The organism is Mesorhizobium sp. WSM4830 (genome assembly GCF_055811495.1).
The window spans coordinates 49,068-68,574 of the sequence record NZ_JBVVQI010000002.1 but is presented as its reverse complement, the minus strand read 5'-3'; the positions used below and the strand labels follow the sequence as shown (position 1 = coordinate 68,574).

General features: G+C 63.2%; 20 protein-coding genes and 2 pseudogenes. 10 read left to right on the top strand and 12 right to left on the bottom strand.

The genetic code is table 11. The annotated features are described in order from the left end of the window. Nucleotides 1-98: 98 nt before the first annotated feature. The 4 genes from AC0L2Y_RS03215 to AC0L2Y_RS03200 all read left to right on the top strand — a co-directional run bounded on the left by AC0L2Y_RS03215 (nucleotide 99) and on the right by AC0L2Y_RS03200 (nucleotide 2,851). The gene (locus AC0L2Y_RS03215; RefSeq protein WP_352491680.1) at nucleotides 99-482 is read left to right on the top strand and encodes a RidA family protein; all 384 of its coding nucleotides are present in this window, start codon (nucleotides 99-101) and stop codon (nucleotides 480-482) included. Nucleotides 483-533: 51 nt separating this feature from the next. Then, on the top strand, nucleotides 534-884 hold the full coding sequence (locus AC0L2Y_RS03210; RefSeq protein ID WP_473554183.1) for a VOC family protein: 351 nt from the start codon (nucleotides 534-536) through the stop codon (nucleotides 882-884). A gap of 140 nt (nucleotides 885-1,024) precedes the next feature. Next, entirely contained in the window at nucleotides 1,025-2,128 is a 1,104-nt protein-coding gene (gene leuB, locus AC0L2Y_RS03205; RefSeq protein ID WP_473553781.1) for a 3-isopropylmalate dehydrogenase, read from the top strand. A 306-nt stretch (nucleotides 2,129-2,434) separates the two neighbouring features. Beyond that, on the top strand, nucleotides 2,435-2,851 hold the full coding sequence (locus tag AC0L2Y_RS03200) for a GIY-YIG nuclease family protein (protein WP_473553780.1): 417 nt from the start codon (nucleotides 2,435-2,437) through the stop codon (nucleotides 2,849-2,851). Here AC0L2Y_RS03200 and AC0L2Y_RS03195 read toward each other — a convergent pair. Continuing rightward, a complete protein-coding gene (locus AC0L2Y_RS03195; RefSeq protein ID WP_473553778.1) occupies nucleotides 2,841-3,554 on the bottom strand; it encodes a DUF805 domain-containing protein in 714 nt (237 codons plus the stop codon). The two genes, AC0L2Y_RS03200 and AC0L2Y_RS03195, sit on opposite strands and share 11 nt — an antisense overlap. An 85-nt stretch (nucleotides 3,555-3,639) precedes the next feature. After that, complete coding sequence (locus AC0L2Y_RS03190) at nucleotides 3,640-5,472, bottom strand: DEAD/DEAH box helicase (RefSeq protein ID WP_473553776.1); 1,833 nt, start codon at nucleotides 5,470-5,472, stop codon at nucleotides 3,640-3,642. A gap of 200 nt (nucleotides 5,473-5,672) precedes the next feature. Between AC0L2Y_RS03190 and AC0L2Y_RS03185 the strand changes: the two genes are divergently transcribed. Then, nucleotides 5,673-5,822, top strand: coding sequence for a hypothetical protein (locus AC0L2Y_RS03185; RefSeq protein WP_352491676.1), 150 nt, complete (start codon nucleotides 5,673-5,675; stop codon nucleotides 5,820-5,822). Between the two features lie 107 nt (nucleotides 5,823-5,929). Beyond that, nucleotides 5,930-6,964, top strand: a complete 1,035-nt coding sequence (locus AC0L2Y_RS03180) for an aspartate-semialdehyde dehydrogenase (RefSeq protein WP_473553774.1) — start codon at nucleotides 5,930-5,932, stop codon at nucleotides 6,962-6,964. Nucleotides 6,965-7,248: 284 nt separating this feature from the next. Here AC0L2Y_RS03180 and AC0L2Y_RS03175 read toward each other — a convergent pair whose 3' ends face one another. Continuing rightward, the gene (locus tag AC0L2Y_RS03175) at nucleotides 7,249-7,656 is read right to left on the bottom strand and encodes an ACT domain-containing protein (protein WP_473553772.1); all 408 of its coding nucleotides are present in this window, start codon (nucleotides 7,654-7,656) and stop codon (nucleotides 7,249-7,251) included. A gap of 258 nt (nucleotides 7,657-7,914) precedes the next feature. Here AC0L2Y_RS03175 and AC0L2Y_RS03170 point away from each other — a divergent pair. Further along, nucleotides 7,915-8,317 (top strand): annotated as a pseudogene (locus tag AC0L2Y_RS03170) (DoxX family protein). Nucleotides 8,318-8,508: 191 nt separating this feature from the next. After that, a complete protein-coding gene (locus AC0L2Y_RS03165) occupies nucleotides 8,509-8,772 on the top strand; it encodes a YMGG-like glycine zipper-containing protein (RefSeq protein ID WP_023680734.1) in 264 nt (87 codons plus the stop codon). Between the two features lie 70 nt (nucleotides 8,773-8,842). Here the strand turns inward: AC0L2Y_RS03165 and rpsP are convergent, their stop codons facing one another. From rpsP to AC0L2Y_RS03130, 7 genes and pseudogenes are all read right to left on the bottom strand, one after another. Further along, entirely contained in the window at nucleotides 8,843-9,244 is a 402-nt protein-coding gene (gene rpsP, locus AC0L2Y_RS03160) for a 30S ribosomal protein S16 (protein WP_473553771.1), read from the bottom strand. A 50-nt stretch (nucleotides 9,245-9,294) separates the two neighbouring features. Further along, nucleotides 9,295-9,621 (bottom strand): chorismate mutase, encoded by a 327-nt coding sequence (locus AC0L2Y_RS03155; protein ID WP_473553769.1) that lies wholly within the window; start codon nucleotides 9,619-9,621, stop codon nucleotides 9,295-9,297. Nucleotides 9,622-9,628: 7 nt separating this feature from the next. Beyond that, nucleotides 9,629-11,242 (bottom strand): signal recognition particle protein, encoded by a 1,614-nt coding sequence (gene ffh / locus AC0L2Y_RS03150; RefSeq protein ID WP_473553768.1) that lies wholly within the window; start codon nucleotides 11,240-11,242, stop codon nucleotides 9,629-9,631. A gap of 399 nt (nucleotides 11,243-11,641) precedes the next feature. Further along, nucleotides 11,642-12,610 (bottom strand): lysostaphin resistance A-like protein, encoded by a 969-nt coding sequence (locus tag AC0L2Y_RS03145; protein WP_473553767.1) that lies wholly within the window; start codon nucleotides 12,608-12,610, stop codon nucleotides 11,642-11,644. 148 nt (nucleotides 12,611-12,758) lie between these two features. Continuing rightward, nucleotides 12,759-13,360 (bottom strand): annotated as a pseudogene (locus tag AC0L2Y_RS03140) (DUF1236 domain-containing protein). A gap of 63 nt (nucleotides 13,361-13,423) precedes the next feature. Then, on the bottom strand, nucleotides 13,424-14,518 hold the full coding sequence (locus AC0L2Y_RS03135) for a zinc-binding metallopeptidase family protein (RefSeq protein ID WP_473553765.1): 1,095 nt from the start codon (nucleotides 14,516-14,518) through the stop codon (nucleotides 13,424-13,426). Between the two features lie 91 nt (nucleotides 14,519-14,609). Further along, nucleotides 14,610-15,857, bottom strand: a complete 1,248-nt coding sequence (locus AC0L2Y_RS03130; RefSeq protein ID WP_473553764.1) for a flavin monoamine oxidase family protein — start codon at nucleotides 15,855-15,857, stop codon at nucleotides 14,610-14,612. Between the two features lie 185 nt (nucleotides 15,858-16,042). Here AC0L2Y_RS03130 and AC0L2Y_RS03125 point away from each other — a divergent pair, with 185 nt between their 5' ends. After that, nucleotides 16,043-16,843: a lytic murein transglycosylase gene (locus AC0L2Y_RS03125; RefSeq protein ID WP_352491737.1), complete on the top strand. Its 801-nt coding sequence runs from the start codon at nucleotides 16,043-16,045 to the stop codon at nucleotides 16,841-16,843. Nucleotides 16,844-16,968: 125 nt separating this feature from the next. Here AC0L2Y_RS03125 and AC0L2Y_RS03120 read toward each other — a convergent pair whose 3' ends face one another. Both AC0L2Y_RS03120 and AC0L2Y_RS03115 read right to left on the bottom strand, forming a co-directional pair. After that, the gene (locus AC0L2Y_RS03120) at nucleotides 16,969-17,280 is read right to left on the bottom strand and encodes a hypothetical protein (RefSeq protein WP_352491666.1); all 312 of its coding nucleotides are present in this window, start codon (nucleotides 17,278-17,280) and stop codon (nucleotides 16,969-16,971) included. A 168-nt stretch (nucleotides 17,281-17,448) separates the two neighbouring features. Then, on the bottom strand, nucleotides 17,449-18,672 hold the full coding sequence (locus AC0L2Y_RS03115) for an argininosuccinate synthase (RefSeq protein ID WP_352491665.1): 1,224 nt from the start codon (nucleotides 18,670-18,672) through the stop codon (nucleotides 17,449-17,451). A 168-nt stretch (nucleotides 18,673-18,840) separates the two neighbouring features. On the opposite strand from AC0L2Y_RS03115, the gene AC0L2Y_RS03110 reads away from it, so the two are divergent. Next, on the top strand, nucleotides 18,841-19,482 hold the full coding sequence (locus tag AC0L2Y_RS03110; protein WP_352491664.1) for a LysE family translocator: 642 nt from the start codon (nucleotides 18,841-18,843) through the stop codon (nucleotides 19,480-19,482). Nucleotides 19,483-19,507 lie beyond the last annotated feature (25 nt).

The window sequence follows — 19,507 nt, the reverse complement described above, 5'->3', positions numbered from 1 at the left end:
GCCGACATCAAAGATGTTGCACCGCCTATCCATCTGTGTTGGCCCATGGCGGGATCGGCGTCGTCCCTGCAAAATGCTCACAACCATCGGAGGACACCATGCGAAAACTGATCTCCACCGGTTCGCCCTTCGAGAAGACCGCCGGCTATTCGCGCGCCGTGGTGCAGGGCGACTGGTGTTTCGTGTCCGGAACGACCGGCTACGATTATGCGACCATGTCGATGCCGGAGACCGTCGAGGCACAAACGCGCAATTGCCTGGCAACGATCGCCAAGGCGCTCGCCGATGGCGGTTTCGAAATGGCCGACGTGGTGCGGGCACATTACTACATCACCGATGCGGCTTTCGTGGATGTGGTGTTCCCGATCCTCGGCGAGGCGTTTGGCGAGATCAGGCCGGCGGCAACGATGATCGTGTGCCAGCTCAACAAGCCGGAGATGAAGATCGAGATTGAGGTGACGGCGCTACGGCGCACAGCCTGATGCCTGTCACGGTTGCGACAACGACACGGTTAGAACGAGGATCGGCCCATGGTGAAGGTCAGACGCATCGTTGCAAACATAGACACGCAGGATATCGCGGCGGCAAAACCCTTCTATCAGGATGTGCTTGGTCTTGACGTGCTGATGGATCAAGGCTGGATTACGACCTACGGCTCGCAAGAACGAATGACCGTACAGGTCAGCTTCATGGCCCAAGGTGGCTCCGGCACGCCGGTGCCTGACCTGTCGATCGAGGTCGACGATGTCGATGCGGCGCTGGAAGCGATGAAGGCCGCCGGCTTCGTCATCGAATACGGGCCGGCGGACGAACCCTGGGGTGTGCGGCGCTTCTTCGTACGCGACCCATTCGGCAGGCTGGTCAACATTCTCTCGCATCTGTAGGCGATTTGTCTTGAGCGCCGGATTTTCCCAAAACCGGTTTCCGCTTTTGGGTCCGATGCTCTGAACCGCAGGCTTGCGCGCCGGCCGCTTGGCGTTTAGCAAGGCCGCGTTCATGCGCTAAAACAATCGGGACGGTTCTCATGGCTTCGAAAAATCTTCTCCTGCTTGCCGGCGACGGCATCGGCCCCGAGGCGATGGCCGAGGTGAAGAAATTGATCGCCGCCATGAACGACAGGTTCGGCAGCGATTTCGTCACCGACGAGGGGCTGGTCGGCGGCTGCGCCTATGACGCGCACGGCGCGGCGATCTCCGATGCCGACATGGCCAAGGCAATGGCGGCGGACGCGGTGCTGTTCGGCGCCGTCGGCGGGCCGAAATGGGATGCGGTGCCTTACGAGGTGCGTCCGGAGGCGGGTCTGCTGCGGCTGCGCAAGGACATGGAACTGTTCGCCAATCTTCGACCCGCCATTTGCTATCCGGCGCTGGCGGCGTCCTCCTCGCTCAAGCAGGAGGTGGTCGAGGGTCTCGATATCCTGATCGTGCGCGAGCTCACCGGCGGGGTCTATTTCGGCGAGCCGAAGCAGATCATCGACCTCGGCAACGGCCAGAAGCGCGGCATCGACACCCAAGTTTACGATACGTTCGAGATCGAGCGCATTTCGGGCGTTGCCTTCGAATTGGCGCGCACGCGCAAGAACCACGTCACCTCGATGGAAAAGCGCAATGTGATGAAGTCAGGCGTGCTGTGGAACGAGGTCGTCACCCAGACGCACAAGGCCAGGTATGCCGACGTCAAGCTCGATCACATGTTGGCCGATGCCGGCGGCATGCAGCTGGTGCGCTGGCCGAAGCAGTTCGACGTCATCGTCACCGACAATCTGTTCGGCGACATGCTGTCCGACATCGCCGCCATGCTGACCGGCTCGATCGGCATGCTGCCGTCGGCCTCGCTCGGCGCGCCGGATGCGAAGACAAAAAAGCGCAAGGCGCTCTACGAGCCGGTGCACGGCTCGGCGCCCGACATTGCCGGCAAGGGCATCGCCAATCCGATCGCCATGATCGCCTCCTTCGCCATGTGCATGCGCTATTCCTTCGGCATGGTCGAAGAGGCCGACCGGCTGGAAGGCGCAATCGCCGCGGTGCTCGACCAGGGCTTGCGCACCAGGGATATTCATTCGCCGGGGATGACCGAGGTCGGCACCACCGAGATGGGCGATGCGATCATCGCCAAGTTCCTGGGCTGATCCTATGGCGGTCGACGTCCGCTGGACGACGACCGGGGATGCCGCAACTGGTGCCTCTGCACGCAGATGATCTAATGCGTTGAGCCTGAAAGAGGGATTGTGGCCGGGAGTTGTCGGATCATCTCCAGCCGCCAATCTCCAACATCTGCGATTAGCCGTAAGCTCCCACGCCTTCGTCATCCCTGGGCGAAGCAGGAGCGAAGCTCCGTCGCGGAGACCCTGGGATCCATGCCGTTACCTCAGTCGAAGAATGCAGCGGTTCAGAACGGCACTTGTGTCGGCACCGGCGCCAGATACCCTTCAACCATGACCGGCTATGCCTACATGACCGCGAGCCAGAAGCGCGGCACGATCTATATCGGCGTCATCAACGATCTCGGCCGCCGCATGCCGGAGCACAAATCTGGCGAAGGTTCGCGATTCACCAGCCGTTACGGCGTGCAGCGTCTGGTCTGGTACGAGGAACATTTCGACATTCGTGACGCCATCCAGCGCGAGAAGTCGCTGAAGCGCTGGCCACGTCAATGGAAGATCGAACTGATCGAGAAAACCAATCCCGAGTGGTTCGAACTTTTCGCGGAACGGGGTGGTAGTGTACGGTTCTGGTCCGCAGGCGCACTGCCGCGAGGTAACGGCATGGATCCCAGGGTCTGCGCCGCGTCGCTTCGCTCCTTGCTCCGCCCTGGGATGACGAAGTGGAGGGATGCTCCGGCTAAACCCTGACACCCGCCGGCACCGGACCCCATTGGTTTTCGCGCGACTGGGTCGGGATCAGCGCAAAGATCAGGATGATCAGGCCGCCGAAGGTCGGGATCAGGAAAAGCAGGATGAGCCAGCCGGTCAGGCCGATATCGTGCAGGCGACGCACGTTGAGCCCGAACCACGGCAGGGCTGTCGCCAGCAGGAAGAGGCCCGAGAGGCCGACCGTCACTGCCGGCAGTTCACTGTTGTCGAGATTGCCCAAGGCATTGTCGATGAAGACGCCCAATCCTGTCGCCACAATCAGCGCGATCGTCCAGAACAGGCAATAGCCCCAATATTCCTTGCGGCGGGCACGGCCGGCGAAGTTGAAGTAATTCTCGGTCAGGCCCAGCCAGAAATAGTTCCACAGGCTGGCGGATTCGGCCGGACTGTGTTCAGCGGAACGGCCGAAATGTTGCGGCTGGCGTGCCCGGGGCAGATTGCCTGCCTGAGATGGGGCGGCGGCAGCAGCGGGAGGTTCGGCGGGCGCATTGTCAGGTTGCGCGCGGATCGAAAAAACATTGCGTGCCCGTCCGCCAGCCGGCTGGAATTCGACGGTCGTGCCCCCGGAAACCGATGCTTCGCGGCGCAAATCTTCGCGCGCCAAAGTGTAGCGATTGCCGTCGGCTCCGGTGATGAAACCGAAGCCCTGGTCTTCGTCGTAATGAAGAACTTCGCCGCGCATGCCTTGCCCCCGATTGCCCCGACCCAGACTGTGCAAAGTTCGGGCAGACCGCAAGGGGCGTGCGGAAATGGAGAGTGCCGGCTATTTACCCCGGCCGTTTCTTCGATTTCTTGTGTTTCGCCGGTCCGCCTTCGAACCTCGGCTTGGCCGGTTTCCCGGCCCAGGGCTTTGCCTCGAATGCCGGGCGCTGGTCGACCGGTGCGCGCTTCTCGAATTTGGGCGCGTTCTGATCGAAGGTGCGCTTGCCGCGGTGCGGCTTCTTGTCGGGCCGTGGTTCCTGATGGCCGGCCCGCGACAAATCCGGCGTGCCGTCCAGCCGCTTGACCGCAATGTTGCCCTGCAGCTTGCGGTCGGGACCGATCGCAGCGAGGAAGCGCTCGGCCCAGTCCGCCGCGATCTGCACGAAGGTTTCCTCCGGCTGCATCTTGATGGCGCCGATCTCACGCTTGGAAATGCCGCCTGTCCGGCACAGCATCGGGATCAGCCAGCGCGGCTCGGCATTCTGTCGGCGTCCGACAGACAGCGAGAACCAGACGCTGTCGCCGAAATCGTCGCGGCGGCTCGGCGCCTCGTCCCGGCGCGCAAATTTTTCGCCCGACGGCGTGAACGGCGCCACGTCGAGAAGGTCCTCTGGCGCCGAGCGGCTGGAGCGGCACATCCGCACGAAGGCGGCGGCGACCTGTTCGGGTCCGTGCTGATCGAGAAGCGCCTGGACGAAGCCGCGCTCCTCATCCTTCATAGGCTCGCTGAAGACCGGATCAGCGAGAATGCGCTCGTCGTCGCGCCGTATCACGTCATCTGCCGACGGCGGGCTCGCCCAGGTTGCCGCAAGGCCGGCACTTTGCAGCAGCCGCTCGGTGCGCTTGCGGGCATTATTGGGCACGATCAGCGCGCTGACGCCCTTGCGGCCCGCCCGCCCGGTTCGCCCGCTTCGGTGCAGGAGCGTCTCCGGGTTGGTCGGCAGGTCGGCATGGATCACCAGCTCGAGATTGGGCAGGTCGATGCCGCGCGCCGCGACGTCGGTGGCGATGCAGACTTTTGCGCGGCCGTCGCGCATCGCCTGCAGCGCGTGGCTGCGCTCGTTCTGGCTAAGCTCGCCGGACAGCGCCACGACGGAAAAGTTGCGGTTATTGAAGCGCGCCGTCAGATGGTTGACGGCGGCGCGCGTGTTGCAGAACACCAGCGCGTTCTTGGCTTCGTAAAAGCGCAGCACGTTGATGATGGCGTTTTCGCGGTCCGCCTGGGCGACGCTCAGCGCCCGGTATTCGATGTCGAGATGCTGCTTTTCCTCGCCGGAGGCCGAGATGCGCACGGCATCGCGCTGGTAGCCCTTGGCCAGAGTGGCGATAGAGCGCGGCACAGTGGCGGAAAACATCAGCGTGCGGCGCTCGGCCGGGGCAGCATCGAGGATGAATTCCAGATCCTCGCGAAAGCCGAGATCGAGCATCTCGTCGGCCTCGTCGAGCACCACTGCCTTGAGCGCCGACATGTCGAGCGAATTGCGGGTGATGTGGTCGCGCAGGCGGCCGGGCGTGCCCACGACGATATGGGCGCCGCGCTCCAGCGCGCGCCGCTCGGTGCGCATGTCCATGCCGCCGACGCAGGACGCCACCGTGGCGCCCGTCAGTTCGTAGAGCCATTCCAGCTCGCGCGTCACCTGCAGGGCCAGCTCCCGCGTCGGCGCCACGGCCAGCGCCAGGGGTGCCGCGGCATGGGAAAAGCGCTCCGCGCCATCGAGGAGGGTCGGCGCCAACGCCAGGCCGAAAGCGACGGTCTTGCCGGAGCCGGTCTGGGCCGAAACCAGCGCATCGGCCTGGCCAAGCTCGAGAACGGCCTTCTGCACCGGCGTCAGCTCGACGTAGCCGCGTTTTTCCAGCGCCTTTGCCAGCGCGGGAACAATAGCTTCGAAATTGGACATCTTGCTCTTTCGAAATTCGGATTCTGAATACCCGGCGACGGGTCAAATGTCGGCAAGCGCCACGGACGGGCGCCACGAGCCAGACGATGCTCGTTCGTACTTCGTGCCGCCGTCATTGTACAGGGCGGGCGGGTCGGCCTGGTTGGATTGACTCTGGACGCAAACCGCGTAAAAGCCGGCACCGAACGGGATAGTTTTCGATGCGCGGCCTTCTGATGGCGCTCCTTGCATTCGACATCCCCGGCCCCGATGCGAACCATTGGGCCGGGCGCGTCGCTGCGTCTCCTCGTTCCAGCAAAATCACGTTGTTGCTCAAAAAAACCGGCAAAACGACCACCAAAACGGTCTGATTCCCTTGGCCTAACCACCCTCTCCCGGGTCCGGCCCGGGGGTTGAAACCCGCATCGGCCGGCGGGTTTTCTCCAGAAACCGAGTGGAGAGGGACAGGAGATTTCTGATGAGTTTCAAGGTTGCGATCGTCGGCGCCACGGGCAATGTGGGCCGGGAAATGCTCAACATACTGGAGGAGCGCGGCTTTCCGGTGAGCGAGGTGGTGGCGCTGGCCTCGCGGCGCAGCCAGGGCACGGAAGTGTCGTTCGGCGACCGCACGCTGAAGGTCAGGGCGCTCGACCAATATGATTTTTCTGACACCGACATCTGCATCATGTCGGCCGGCGGCAACGTCTCCAAGGAATGGTCGCCGAAGATCGGCAAGCAGGGCTGCGTCGTTATCGATAATTCGTCGGCCTTCCGTTACGATCAGGACGTGCCGCTGATCGTTCCGGAAGTGAACCCGGATGCGATCTCGCTGTTCACGCGCAAGAACATCATTGCCAACCCGAACTGCTCGACGGCGCAACTGGTCGTGGCGCTGAAGCCGCTGCATGACGCCGCCACCATCAAGCGCGTCGTCGTCGCCACCTACCAGTCGGTCTCCGGCGCCGGCAAGGAAGGCATGGACGAATTGTTCACGCAGACGCGCGCGGTGTTCGTCGCCGACCAGGTCGACGTCAAGAAGTTCACCAAGCGTATCGCCTTCAACGTCATCCCGCATATCGACGTCTTCCTCGACGACGGCTTCACCAAGGAAGAGTGGAAGATGGTGGCCGAGACCAAGAAAATGCTCGACTCCAAGATCAAGCTGACGGCGACCTGCGTGCGCGTGCCGGTGTTCATCGGCCATTCGGAAGCGGTCAACATCGAGTTCGAAAAGCCGATCACCGCCGATGAGGCGCGTGAGATCCTGCGCGAGGCGCCGGGCTGCCAGGTCATCGACAAGCGCGAGGACGGCGGCTACATCACGCCGCTGGAATCGGCCGGCGAGGACGCCACCTTCATCTCGCGCATCCGCGAGGACTCGACCATCGACAACGGCCTGTCGATGTGGATCGTCTCCGACAATCTGCGCAAGGGCGCGGCACTCAATGCGGTGCAGATCGCCGAGCTGCTGGTCGAGCGCGGGCTGATCCAGCCGAAGAAGAAGGCGGCATAACTTTTCGCTCACGGCCGTATCGCCGCTACGCGGCTGGCCTCCGCCGGGGCGCCGGACGACCGGCGGCCTGCGGTCGCGGGCTCGGCCTTCGGCCGTTGTTTCGCTCACGGGCCGCATCGCCGCTTCGCGGCTGGCCCTCCGCGGGGCGCCGGACGACCGGCGGCCCGCAGTCGCGGGCTCGGCCTTCGGCCGTTAGCGCCCTTCTCCCCGTTCACGGGGAGAAGGTGCCGGCAGGCGGATGAGGGGCAGCACAGGCGTCTCAAATAGGCAGCAAGGCGCCGGCGTCACAGCCGGTTCTCCTCCGCCAGGTCCAACAACAACTCCAGCGCCTCCTCCGCCCGGTCGGCGGGCACGAACAGATGATCGTGGTAAAAGGCCGAGACCGGATTGACCCCGATGCCGGCCGCGGCCAGCCGCGCGGTGATGGCGGCGAGGAAGCCGACCGCTTCCAGCGACGAATGGATGTTCAGCGTCAGCATCCGGCAGCGGAACACGGGTTTCAGGCCAGCGGCCTTGGCCTGGTCTTCAAGCACGATCAGCGTCATGCCCTCGCGCTCGCGAAACAGCATCACCGGGTGGAGCCTGTCGGGAACGGGCGCATCGGGTGGCAACGTGGTGAAGACACGAACGCCGGCAAGCAATTCCGGCGTCATTGCCGCCAGCAACTTTTTCAGGTCGGTCTCTCCGGCCATCGGTTGCTTTCGTCGTGCGATCAGGCGGCTGCTGCCGTCGAGCGTCGGAAGACACCCCTACGGATTTTCAATAACGCCCTCCACCTCACCACGCAAGGTGGACCTGGCCAGGTTGGTTGCCGGCTGAACTTGCACATCCGAGGTCGCCGTCCCCGGAGTGAAAAAGAACTGGAGGCATGTCGGATCGCCGTCATGGGCCGCGTCCTTGGTTCGAGCTGGCGAAGGAGCCAGTGCTCACAACGACCGGAGGGAACATCAATGACCATGTCTCAGGCAGCACCCGTCTCACGGCGTGCCCTATGGGCCGGCCGCGCGCTCAGCGCCGTCATCGTGCTGTTCATGATGCGTCATCAAGCTGCCGCCGCTCGAAATCGTCACCCAGACCATGGTGCAACTCGGCTGGCCGGCCGATGCCAATGTCTCGCGCATGCTCGGCATCATTGGATTGGTTTCGACCGTGCTTTACGCGCTGCCACGCACCTCGGTGCTCGGTGCCATCCTGCTCACCGCCTATCTCGGCGGCGCCGTCGCCACGCATGTGCGTATCGGTAGCCCTTTGTTCTCGCATATACTGTTCGGCGTCTATCTCGGCGCCATCCTATGGGGTGGCCTGTATCTGCGCGATCCAAGGGTGCGTGCGCTGATCCCGTTCAGCCAATAGTGGCGACTTCGAAAGCCGTTCGATGGTGGCCACGCCGCCGGAGAGGGTGTGGTCCGCCGCCGCTTTTCTACTCTTTGGATCAAATTGAGCGCCGCCGGGCGGCAGCCGATCTTCTTCTTTGGATCAAATCGCCTGGTTGCGAGTTAGGGGGTGCAGCGGCGAGGACGGCACCCTGTTGGAGAGGAACGACAATGAAAAAGGTGATGATCTTGATGGCCCTGCTGGTGCCGCTCGGTGCCTGTTCCCGTACTGAGCAAGGCGCGGCCGTTGGTGGCCTGGGCGGTGCGGCGGTCGGCGCTGCGGTGGCAGGCAACCCGACCAAGGGCGCGGTGATCGGCGGTGCGGCCGGCGCCTTGGCCGGTGCGCTGATCGGCCGTGCCAGCGAAAGCGGCCAGTGCCGTTATCGCGATCGTAACGGTCGTGTGTACGTTGCGAGCTGCCCAGAGGGCTATTGATCGGCCGCACCATGCGGATGAACGGCAAAACGGCGGGCAAAGCCCGCCGTTTCGTGGTTGTGAAGAAGATTTATTCGGCGCTGGCGGCTTCCGCCTCGGCCGGCGCGGCTGCAGCGGCGGCAACGGCCGCGGCGGCATCCTCCTGCGCCTTCTTCAGCAAGGCTGCGCGCTCCTGCGCCTTCTTGCCGGGCTCGGCCTTCTTCGGGTTGGAGCGGGCTTCGCGCTTGGCGATGCCGGCTTCATCGAGGAAGCGCAGCACGCGGTCGGTCGGCTGGGCGCCGTGCGCCAGCCAATGCTTGACGCGCTCGGCGTCGACCTTGACGCGTTCGCCGTCCTTGGGCAGCAGCGGATTCCACGAGCCGAGCGACTCGATGAAACGGCCGTCGCGCGGCGAACGCGCGTCGGCGACGACGACATGGTAATAGGGACGCTTCTTCGAGCCCGCACGGGCCAATCGGATTTTCAGTGGCATTTCTTTTCTCCTAAAAGCTCTGATCTGGTTGATCGGTTGGTGGCTGGTCTTCAGCCGGTTTTCGTCACGCCGTTGGATGCGGCGATCTGCTCGTGATGGCGGATCACTTCGCGGACGACGAAGTTCAGGAATTTCTCCGCGAAATCCGGGTCGAGATGGGCGTCCTTCGCCAGTTGGCGAAGACGGGCGATCTGCTGCTGCTCGCGCGCCGGGTCGGCAGGCGGCAGGCCGTGTTCCGCCTTCAGCACGCCGACTGCCTTGGTGCAGCGGAAGCGCTCGGCCAGCATGTGGATCAGCGCCGCGTCGATATTGTCGATAGAGGCGCGATAATTGGCCAGCGCCGCACGCGCGTCCACCATGTCCTTCTCTTCGTTCATGGCGCCCTCACTTCTTCTTGCCGAGACCAGGTAGTCCGCCACCGCCGGGCAGGCCGGGAAGTTTCATGCCGCCGGGCAGCCCAGGCAGGCCACCGCCACCGGGAAGACCACCGGGCAGGCCCTTCATGCCGCCGAGCCCGGCCGCCTGCGCCTGCTTCTGCAAGGCTTCGAGCTGCTTGGGGTCCATCTTGGAGAGATCCGGCATGCCGCCGCCCATCATGCCGCCTCCGGGACCGCCTGGGCCGCCAGGCATCATGCCGCCGAGCCCCATCTTGGAAGCGAGCCCGCCCATCATGCCGCGCATCAGGCCGCCGCCTTTGCCCTTGCCGCCCATCGCCTTCATCATGTCGGCCATGCCGCGATGCATCTTCAGCAACTTATTGATTTCGGCCGCGTCGGTGCCGGAGCCGGCGGCGATGCGCTTCTTGCGCGAGTGCTTCAGAATATCGGGGTTGGCGCGCTCGGCCTTGGTCATCGACGAGATGATGGCGAGCTGGCGGCCGAACATCTTGTCGTCGAGACCGGCGGCGGCCATCTGGTCCTTCATCTTGCCCATACCGGGCATCATGCCCATGATGCCGCCCATGCCGCCCATTTTCGACATTTGCTGAAGCTGGCCGGCGAGGTCGTTCAGGTCGAACTTGCCCGACTGCATCTTCCTGGCCATCGCCGCCGCCTGCTCGGCGTCGATGTTCTCGGCCGCCTTTTCGACGAGGCTGACGATGTCGCCCATGCCGAGGATGCGGTCGGCGATACGCTTGGGGTGGAATTCCTCCAGCGCGTCCATTTTTTCGCCGGTGCCGATCAGCTTGATCGGCTTGCCGGTGACGGCACGCATCGAGAGCGCTGCACCACCGCGACCGTCGCCGTCCATGCGGGTCAGCACGAGGCCGGTGATGCCGACGCGCTCGTCGAAGCTTTTTGCCAGATTGACGGCGTCCTGGCCGGTCAGCGAGTCGGCGACCAGCAGGATCTCGTGCGGCGACGACATCTTCTTGATGTCGGCCATCTCGACCATCAGCGGCTCGTCGATATGGGTGCGGCCGGCGGTGTCGAGGATGACGACGTCATGGCCGCCGAGCTTGGCCGCCTGCACGGCGCGGCGGGCGATATCGACCGGCGTCTGGCCGACGACGATCGGCAATGTGGCGACCTTGACCTGCTCGCCGAGCTGGCGGAGCTGCTCTTGCGCGGCGGGACGCCGCGTGTCGAGCGAGGCCATCAAAACCTTCTTGTTTTGACGGTCGGTGAGGCGCCTGGCGATCTTGGCCGAGGTCGTCGTCTTGCCGGAACCCTGCAGGCCGACCATCATGATGACGACCGGAGCCGGTGCGTTGAGGTCGATGGCGACGCCCTCGGCGCCGAGCATTTCGACCAACTCGTCATGGACGATCTTGACGACCATCTGGCCGGGCTTGATCGACTTGACCACGGCGGCGCCGACGGCCTTCTCGCGCACCTTGTCGGTAAAGGAACGCACCACTTCCAGCGCCACGTCGGCCTCGAGCAACGCACGGCGCACCTCGCGCAGCGCCGCCGAGACATCAGCCTCCGACAAGGCGCCGCGGCCGGTGAGGCCGTTCAGGATGGAGCCAAGGCGCTCTTGTAGGGACTCAAACATTGGTCAACCCGCCGCGCGACAGCGCCTTGGATTCATTTTGATCCCTGTCGGGCCGATGGCCCTCCGCGCCTCTTGTGCGTTCCTGTAGCGATTCAAACATTCTTTTTCCTTTTCCCTGGCACCCGGATGATGCCCGAGAGGTAATGCGTTCGCGCCAACTGTCCAAGCAAAAGCCGGTCCGGGCAAAGCCCAAAGCCAAAAAGCACCCGGGGGCGCACAGCGCTGCCGGGTGTTGGCCTCCGGGATCGATTTACAGCACTTCACCTCAAAGAGGTTTCGGCGTCCCGGTCGGTTTGCTCGGAGGAATACTCGTCGCGGAATTCGCGGCGTGTAGACAGGAAATCGGCCGCAGAGTCAAGCTTTGCGCCAAATATGCCCAGGACAACCAGGCAAGGCGCATCAGCGCACGCTGCCGGCGCGCGCCATATCCGGCTCGACCTTCAGTGGTGAACGCGGATGCAAAAGCAGCAGAACGGTCAACAGGCTGCTGACGATCCCGATCGCAGCGATGAGGGCGGCATCTAAAGTCGTCCAGCCGGCGGCTTCGAGCGGCTTGGCGTTGAACAGGGCGAAGGAATTATAGCTTTGCTGATGCGAAATCAGCAGGAAGCCGGTCAGATTGTTGCCGAGATGGGCGCCGAAGCCGGCACCGAGATTGCCGGTTGCATAGACCAGAAGCGTCAGCAACAGCGCAAAGGCGGCGATCGAGGCCAGCACGCAGGCATTGATGGCAGCGCTCGAACCTGGGCTCCAGTGCAGCGAGGTGAACAGCAATCCCGGCAGCAGCGCCCAGATGAAAGGGTTCTGGAACCGCCTCGCCAGACCCCTAAGCAGATAACCGCGAAACAGCATCTCCTCCGACGAGGTCTGCAGAAAGGTCAGGGCGGCGATCGGGATCAGGAACAAAAGCCACGAGGACAGGCCGATCGCGCCGCGCGTGATGTCGGGCTGCAAACCATAAAGCAGGATCTCGGAAAGCAGCGAGGTGATCAGCACCGCGGCCAGCCCTTTCAGGAACCCCGACCACGAAATGCGCCGGCTGACGCCGATCAGGGCGGTCAGCTTCTCGCGATGGATCCAGCGCATGGCAGCCCAAAGGCCGAGCCAGATTCCGGCAAATGAAGCCAGCGCCGCCAGGATGCCCGCTGGAGAGGCCATGAAATCCTGCACCGCTCCTCCACCTGGCGGGGCGGTGCCAGACGACGCCTGCCAAACGGCAAAGGCATAGGCGCCGCCGAACAGCACGGCGGCAGTGGTTCCGAGCCAGAACAGGATGACGACCGCCGTTCCAAGCAGAAGCCGCGGCAAAGTGCTCTTGTTGTTGGCGGTGTGCCGGTACAGTTGGAAGGCGGTTGGGTCGATCGTCACGCGGGCTCGCTGGCTGGTGCTTCGGCTCGCAAGGTCTAGAACATCGGCCCTAATGTGGAAACCGGTATTGCAGCGGCAATACCGGTCTGTGGCAATGTCGGGAGTGCGAGCGGCCGCCATTACAGGGCGACCGCCCTGTTTTGCAACGTCAGCGCACGACGTACACGATACGCCGGCTGCCCGGATCGACCAGTGCCGGCTGGCCGTTCACATAGACGTAGCGGTAATCATAGTCTGGAATCTCACGCAGCTCGACGGTGTCAGGCAACGTAGCGCCCGTCACCACCTCGCCCTCGAGATAGACCGGATCGAGCCGATGCGTACGGACATAGGTACGGATCTCGGCCGGCGGTCTCCGGATAGGCTCGATCGCCTCGCCGGCGACGATCGCTCCGGTATAGCTGTCGGAATATTCGACGCTATCGGCGGGCGGCGTCACGACGGCAATGTCGGCGCTGGCCGGACGCTGTGTCAGGACCACCCGGCTGCCGCCGAAATCGGCCGTCACATAGTCGGAATAGACCCAGCCCTGGCCGTTGGCCTCGGCGATGGTGCACCATTTGCTGTTGGCGATGCAGCCGTCGAGCGTCGCCGACTGGCCGGCCGCGAGCACGCCGATCACCGGATATTGCGGGCCGGGGCCGGCGCGTACATTGAGATCAGTGATGGCCGAGAGGCGGTGTCGGCCAAAGCAGAACCCGACATCGCTATGAGCGCTCCGGCCACCGCCGGAAACAATATGCGTTTCATGGTCTTCTCTCCGTTTCACAGTCCCTTGGAACGGAAAACGAAGCAAAGCCGCATGCGTTCCGGCTAAAAGGCTTCCGCCGGCTCACGATTTGTTCCAGTCGTTTTCGGCAGGTCGGTCAAAAGCTCGTGAACAAAAGCAAGTTTTTGCGCCGCCACGTCCGAGATGACGAAGGGATAGAGATCGGGCAGGCCCATGCAGCGGTTGATCGAGTTGGACGCCTCCGACAGCACCAGCCAGCGGTCGAGGATTCTTTCGAAAGGCTCCGGCCTGGCGGCGGGTTCCGATGGTGCCGGCTGCAGCTCGCCGCCGGTATCGGCGCGCGGCAGCTCGTTGGCTTCGACGGTCTCCAGCCGACCGAGCGGGAAATTCAGAGCATGCACCATCTCCAGCGTGTCGGTGATGTGCATGTGATGCGCCCATGTCTCGGCCCAGTCCTCCCATGGGTGCGACGTCGCATAGGCCGAAATATGGCGCTGCTGCCAGTCGGGCGGCGCGCCATCGGCATAATAGGTCTTCAGCGCCTGTTCGTAGTCGGCGCGCTCGTCGCCGAACAAAGCGCGAAAACCGGCAAGCTTTTGCGGATCGTCGCGAATCAGGCGGTCCCAGTAATAATGGCCGAGCTCATGGCGGAAATGGCCGAGCAGCGTGCGGTAGTTCTCGCCCATCTCGACGCGTCGCCGCTCGCGCTCTGCCGAATCCGCCTCGGCGACGTTGAGCGTGATCCGGCCGTTGTCGTGGCCGGTCAGGATACGTTCGCCGCCCGGACCGCCGCCGATCGGATCGGCAAGAAAATCGAAAGCGAGACCGGTCTCGTCGCCAACGTCCTGCTTGGATGCGACCGGCAGGCCGAAGGCGAGCAGCGAATAGACGGCACGCTTCTTTGCCGCCTCAACACGGATCCAGCGGCGGCGGTTGCCGTCGACCGACAGATCCGGGATCAGCTGGTTCAGCGCACAGGCGCGGCAGAAGGCGTGGCCGGGCTCCGCCATCCAGTTGCAGGCGCACTCGTCGGCATTGGTGCAATGGAAGACGTCAGCGCCGGACAGCGCGAAGCGCGCATGCTCGGGATCGTAGAGCACGAGGCTGGCGCAGTTCAGGCATTGCGCGTTCTCGAAATAGAGACGGTGGCCGCAATGCGGGCAGTCGAAAAGCTTCATTGGCGTCTCAAATCATTCGAAATGCGGAGGACGATACAAGCAGGACAACGCCAAACGCCCGTCACCTGCCCCACGTTCCTGCCGGCTGATGCTATTTTGCCGCAAGCTGGGCGACGACCTCCTTGGCCACTGCCTCGCCCGACAATCTGGCGCCACCGCAGGTCTGCATCAGCGGACCGGCCAAATGCTCGCCGGCGAAGAAGATCTTTTCCGCCACCGGCTGCATCAGCGTGGCGCGCGCTTGCGAGCGGCCGGGCCGCGCCGCGGCATAGGCGCCGCGCACGAACCGTTCAGCGCCCCAATTGGTCATCATTGCGCGTCCGACATGCTTTCGTATGTCGCCGCCAAAGATGCCGCAGAGCCGGTCGACGACGAAGTCGATGCCGGCCGCCTCGCCCGCCGCCGACATCTCCCAAGCGAAATCGCCGCCGACGAAACCCACCATCAAATCGAGATCGAAGGGAAAGCAGAGGAAGTAGATGTCGTGCCGGGCCAACCGCTCGATCAGCAAATCGTCGAACGGCTCCAGGCCGAGCCTGGTACCGGATATTTCGACCGGCAGCTTGGTCAGCATGCCCATCGGCAGGTCGAAGAGGGCGGCGAAATGCGCATCGGGGAGTGCAGGCGAGAACGCAATCTCCTCGAAAGCGAGCACTGCCGGCGAGGCAGTGACGATGACCGCCTTGGTGCGGATGGTACCGCGATCGGTGACGCAGGCTACGCCCGGCCCATCCCAGACGATCTTGCGCACCGGCGTCGACAGTTCCACCGGCACATCGGCACCGAAGCGGGCAACCAGCGTACCGAAGCCTTCCCTGGTGAAATAGTTCGGATCGAGATCGGCGGCGGCCTGAAAGTCGCGGATCGATATCTCGTCCTCGTCTGCGCCGAAATCCATCGGCCCGGCGAAGGTTGCGGCGGCGCGCGGCGCGTGTCCCTTGGCGAGCAATGCCGACAGGCGGTCGTCGTCGCTTTCCCTCACCTGATGTGCCGCCACCAGCTCGAACAGCCTTGCGTCGGCCACCTTCATCGCGGCCTCTTCGGCTTCGCTTGCCTTTCGCTCGCGGTAATAGAGATGATCGACATTCATGTCGTGGTGATGAAGCGTCCAGGCGGCGGCCTTCGCCTCGGGAAAGTAGGGATTGCGGTCCGCGGCATGCAGCCAGGCGCAGCCGATGTCGAACGGCACGCCGAAATGCTGGTCGCTGGTCCAGGCGCGGCCGCCAATGCGGTTCATCGCTTCCAACAATTTGAAGGAAAAACCGGCGGCGCGCAGGGTCTTGGCAGCCGAAAGCCCGGCTGAACCGGCGCCGATGATCACGACATCAACGTCTTCCATGCTTATTCTGTCCCCGCCACAATAATTACTTGATCGTAGGCAAATTCCCGGGCGTCCGCCAGTGTGGTGGATTTGAGGTTCCTGCTGTATTGAGTGCATCGGCGTGGCGCCGGGGCAGTGACAAGCAGGTGTTTCGCAGGCAAGTTCGCAATTGGGAACGTGATTCAGGCAACCAGGAGAGCAGCATGGCATTTCTTGCCAAGGGGAAGATGTTTGTAGTGGCCACGGTGGTGGCGGTGCTTGCGCTGGCGACGGGCGCGCAGGCGGCGGCCAGCTGTGGCAAGAGCGGCGCCGGCTTCGAGGCGTGGAAACCGGAGTTCGCCGCGGAGGCGAAGGCCGACGGTGTCGGCTCGAAGGGTCTGGCCGCTCTGGCTCGCGCAACCTACGCGACAAAGACGATCTCCGTCGACCGCGCCATCCATAAGGCTTTCAGCGGCTCGGTGGAGGCTTTCATGAAGCGTCGTGGCGCGTCCGCAATCATTGCCAGGGGCCGTGCGCTGAAGAAGGCCAATGCTGCGCTGTTCGACAAGATCGAACAGAATTACGGCGTGTCACCGGGTGTGTTGCTCGCCATCTGGGGCATGGAGACGGGCTTCGGTTCCGCCATGGGCAACCAGAACACGGTCTCTGCCATTTTGACGCTGGCCTATGACTGCCGCCGTCCGGAGTTCTTCTACCCGCATGCCATTGCAGCCCTGAAGCTGGTCGATCGCGGAGCGTTGAGCGCCTCGTCGGTCGGTGCCGCGCATGGCGAGATCGGCCACACGCAGTTCCTGCCCGGAAATGTTTTGACGTATGGCGTAGGCAACAAAAACCTGCGCGACAAGGCCACTGCCTTGGCTTCTACCGCCAACTTTCTCAAGGGTCATGGTTGGCGGCCGGGCGCCAGCGCGCAGGCGAATATCGGCGCTATTGCTGGCTGGAATTCGGCGAGCGTCTATCAACAGGCCATCGCCCGCATGGCCACGGCGATCGATGCCGACTGATAGAAAAATCTAATCGGCAGAAAGCCCGGCCACGCGCCGGGCTTTTTTCGATCTCCAGAGCATTTCGCGGCCAGATTGATCGTTCTGCCGGAAACAAACCCGTGTGGCAGGCCACGTCCGGTTGGTCACCTGCCCTTGATGACGTTCCAGATGTCGGTGGATTGATTAAGCTGAAGGCTGTTGATGTCGGAGAAGGTGATTCGGCCGCTGACCGCTGCATTGACCAGCCGTCGACAAAAGAGAGCCGGCATGCGTTCCATTGAAACGCCCATGAAAGCAGCGATTTCATGCTTGGCAGAGACGTTTGTTATCGCCATCTTGCTCACGCATCGGTCGAATGCTGCCTCGGGACCCGTCGTCGTCGCAGGATCTTGTCCGGTCTGACAACCGGCCAACGCAGCGATCATCGCTGACAGAACTAAAAAGCCAATTCTCATGTTAATCCCCCAGTTCCCGAAACGACAGTTCGGTAATCCGACCGGGAGGTCAAGCAGAAAAGGCTTGGGCTACCATAACTTTGGCTGTGATAATTAGCTGAAACTACATTAGCATTGTATTTACATATATCCGCGCGAAACCCAGATCACTTCCGACATTATTTATACTTAGCCTTTACGACTACGCGCCGCCAGCGTGCGCAGCCTGAGCGCGTTGAGGCGGATGAAGCCTTCGGCATCCTTCTGATCGTAGGCGCCGCGGTCGTCCTCGAAGGTGACCAGCGCGTCGGAATAGAGCGTCTTCCTCGACTTGCGGCCGGTGACAATGACGTTGCCCTTGTAGAGCTTCAGCCGCACCGTGCCTTCGACGTCTTCCTGGCTCTTGTCGATCATGGCCTGCAGCATCAGCCGCTCGGGCGCGAACCAGAAGCCGTTGTAGATGAGCTCGGCATAGCGCGGCATGAACTCGTCCTTGAGATGGGCGGCTCCGCGGTCGAGCGTGATCGATTCGATCGCCCGGTGGGCCGATATCAGAATGGTGCCGCCGGGGGTCTCGTAGACGCCGCGCGATTTCATGCCGACGAAACGGTTCTCGACCAGATCTAGCCTGCCAATGCCGTTGTCGCGGCCGAGATCGTTCAGCGTCGCCAGCATCGTTGCCGGCGACAGTTTCTTGCCGTTGAGCGCAACCGGGTCGCCCTTGAGGAATTCGATCTCGATCTCGGTGACCTCATCCGGCGCATCCATCGGCGAGATGGTGCGCTGGTGGACGAATTCTGGCGGCTCGCTCCATGGGTCTTCCAGCACCTTGCCCTCGGAAGACGAATGCAGCAGGTTAGCGTCGACCGAGAAAGGCGCATCGCCCTTCTTGTCCTTCGGCACCGGGATCTGGTGCTGCTCGGCGAAATTGATGAGATCGGTGCGTGACTTGAACGACCAGTCGCGCCAGGGCGCGATGACCTTGATGTCGGGATTGAGTGCATAGGCGGAGAGCTCGAAACGCACCTGGTCGTTGCCCTTGCCGGTGGCGCCATGGGCGATCGCATCGGCGCCGGTCTCCCTGGCGATCTCGACAAGGTGCTTGGAGATCAACGGCCGGGCGATCGAGGTGCCGAGCAGATACGTGCCTTCATAGACAGCGTTGGCGCGGAACATCGGAAAGACGAAATCGGATACGAATTCCTCGCGGACATCGACGATGCGGATATCCTTGATGCCCATCATCTCGGCTTTGCGCCTAGCCGGCTCCAGTTCGCCACCCTGGCCTAGATCGGCGGTGAAGGTGACGACCTCGGCGCCGAGCTCGGTCTGCAGCCATTTCAGGATGATCGAGGTGTCAAGGCCGCCGGAATAGGCGAGCACGACTTTCTTGACGGCTTTTGCTTTCGACATGGTGGGCGGTTCCGCGACAGGGGTTCTTCGCGGGCGAGGTATCACGGCGTTTTAGGCCAGCGCAAGGGACGAACGATGCCTGGACCAGATGCTGCATCTCCCAGAGGCTGGCGAGAATACGGCTCTTGCGGTATGGCTGCGCCGTCTTTTGCCGCACCGAGACGAGCCATGTCCTTCATTCCCGACACCACCACGCTGATCCAGTTCTCCATCGCCACCTTGATCCTGGCGATCACGCCTGGGCCTGATATGACGCTGTTCGTGTCGCGCACGCTGAGCCAGGGCCGCGCCACCGGCTTTGCCTCGATGGCCGGCGCATTGTGCGGCACGCTGATCCACACCACGCTGGTGGTGGTCGGCGTCTCGGCGCTGATCGTCGCCTCGCCGATGGCGTTCTTCGTGCTGAAGATTTTCGGCGCCGGCTATCTGGTCTTCCTGGCCTGGCAGGCGATCACAAAAGGGTCGGCGTTTTCGCCGGAGAAGAAGAGCGGGCCGCAGATCTCGCTGTTCCGCAGCTGGGCGGCGGGGCTCGGGGTCAATCTGCTCAACCCGAAGATCATCCTGTTCTTCATGACCTTCCTGCCGCAATTCGTCTCCGCGCATGATCCCAACGCGCCGGGAAAGCTGTTCTTCCTCGGCGCGATGTTCGTCGTGCTGGCGATCCCGGTGACGGCGCCGATGGTGCTGGCGGCGGAAAAGTTCTCGGCCGCGATGAAATCCAGCCCGCGCGTGACGCGCGTTGTCGACTATCTCTTTGCCGGAGTTTTTTCGGCCTTCGCGCTCAAGATCCTGACGGCCCAGGCGAAATAGGTACTTTCATTTTGCGCATGATCCT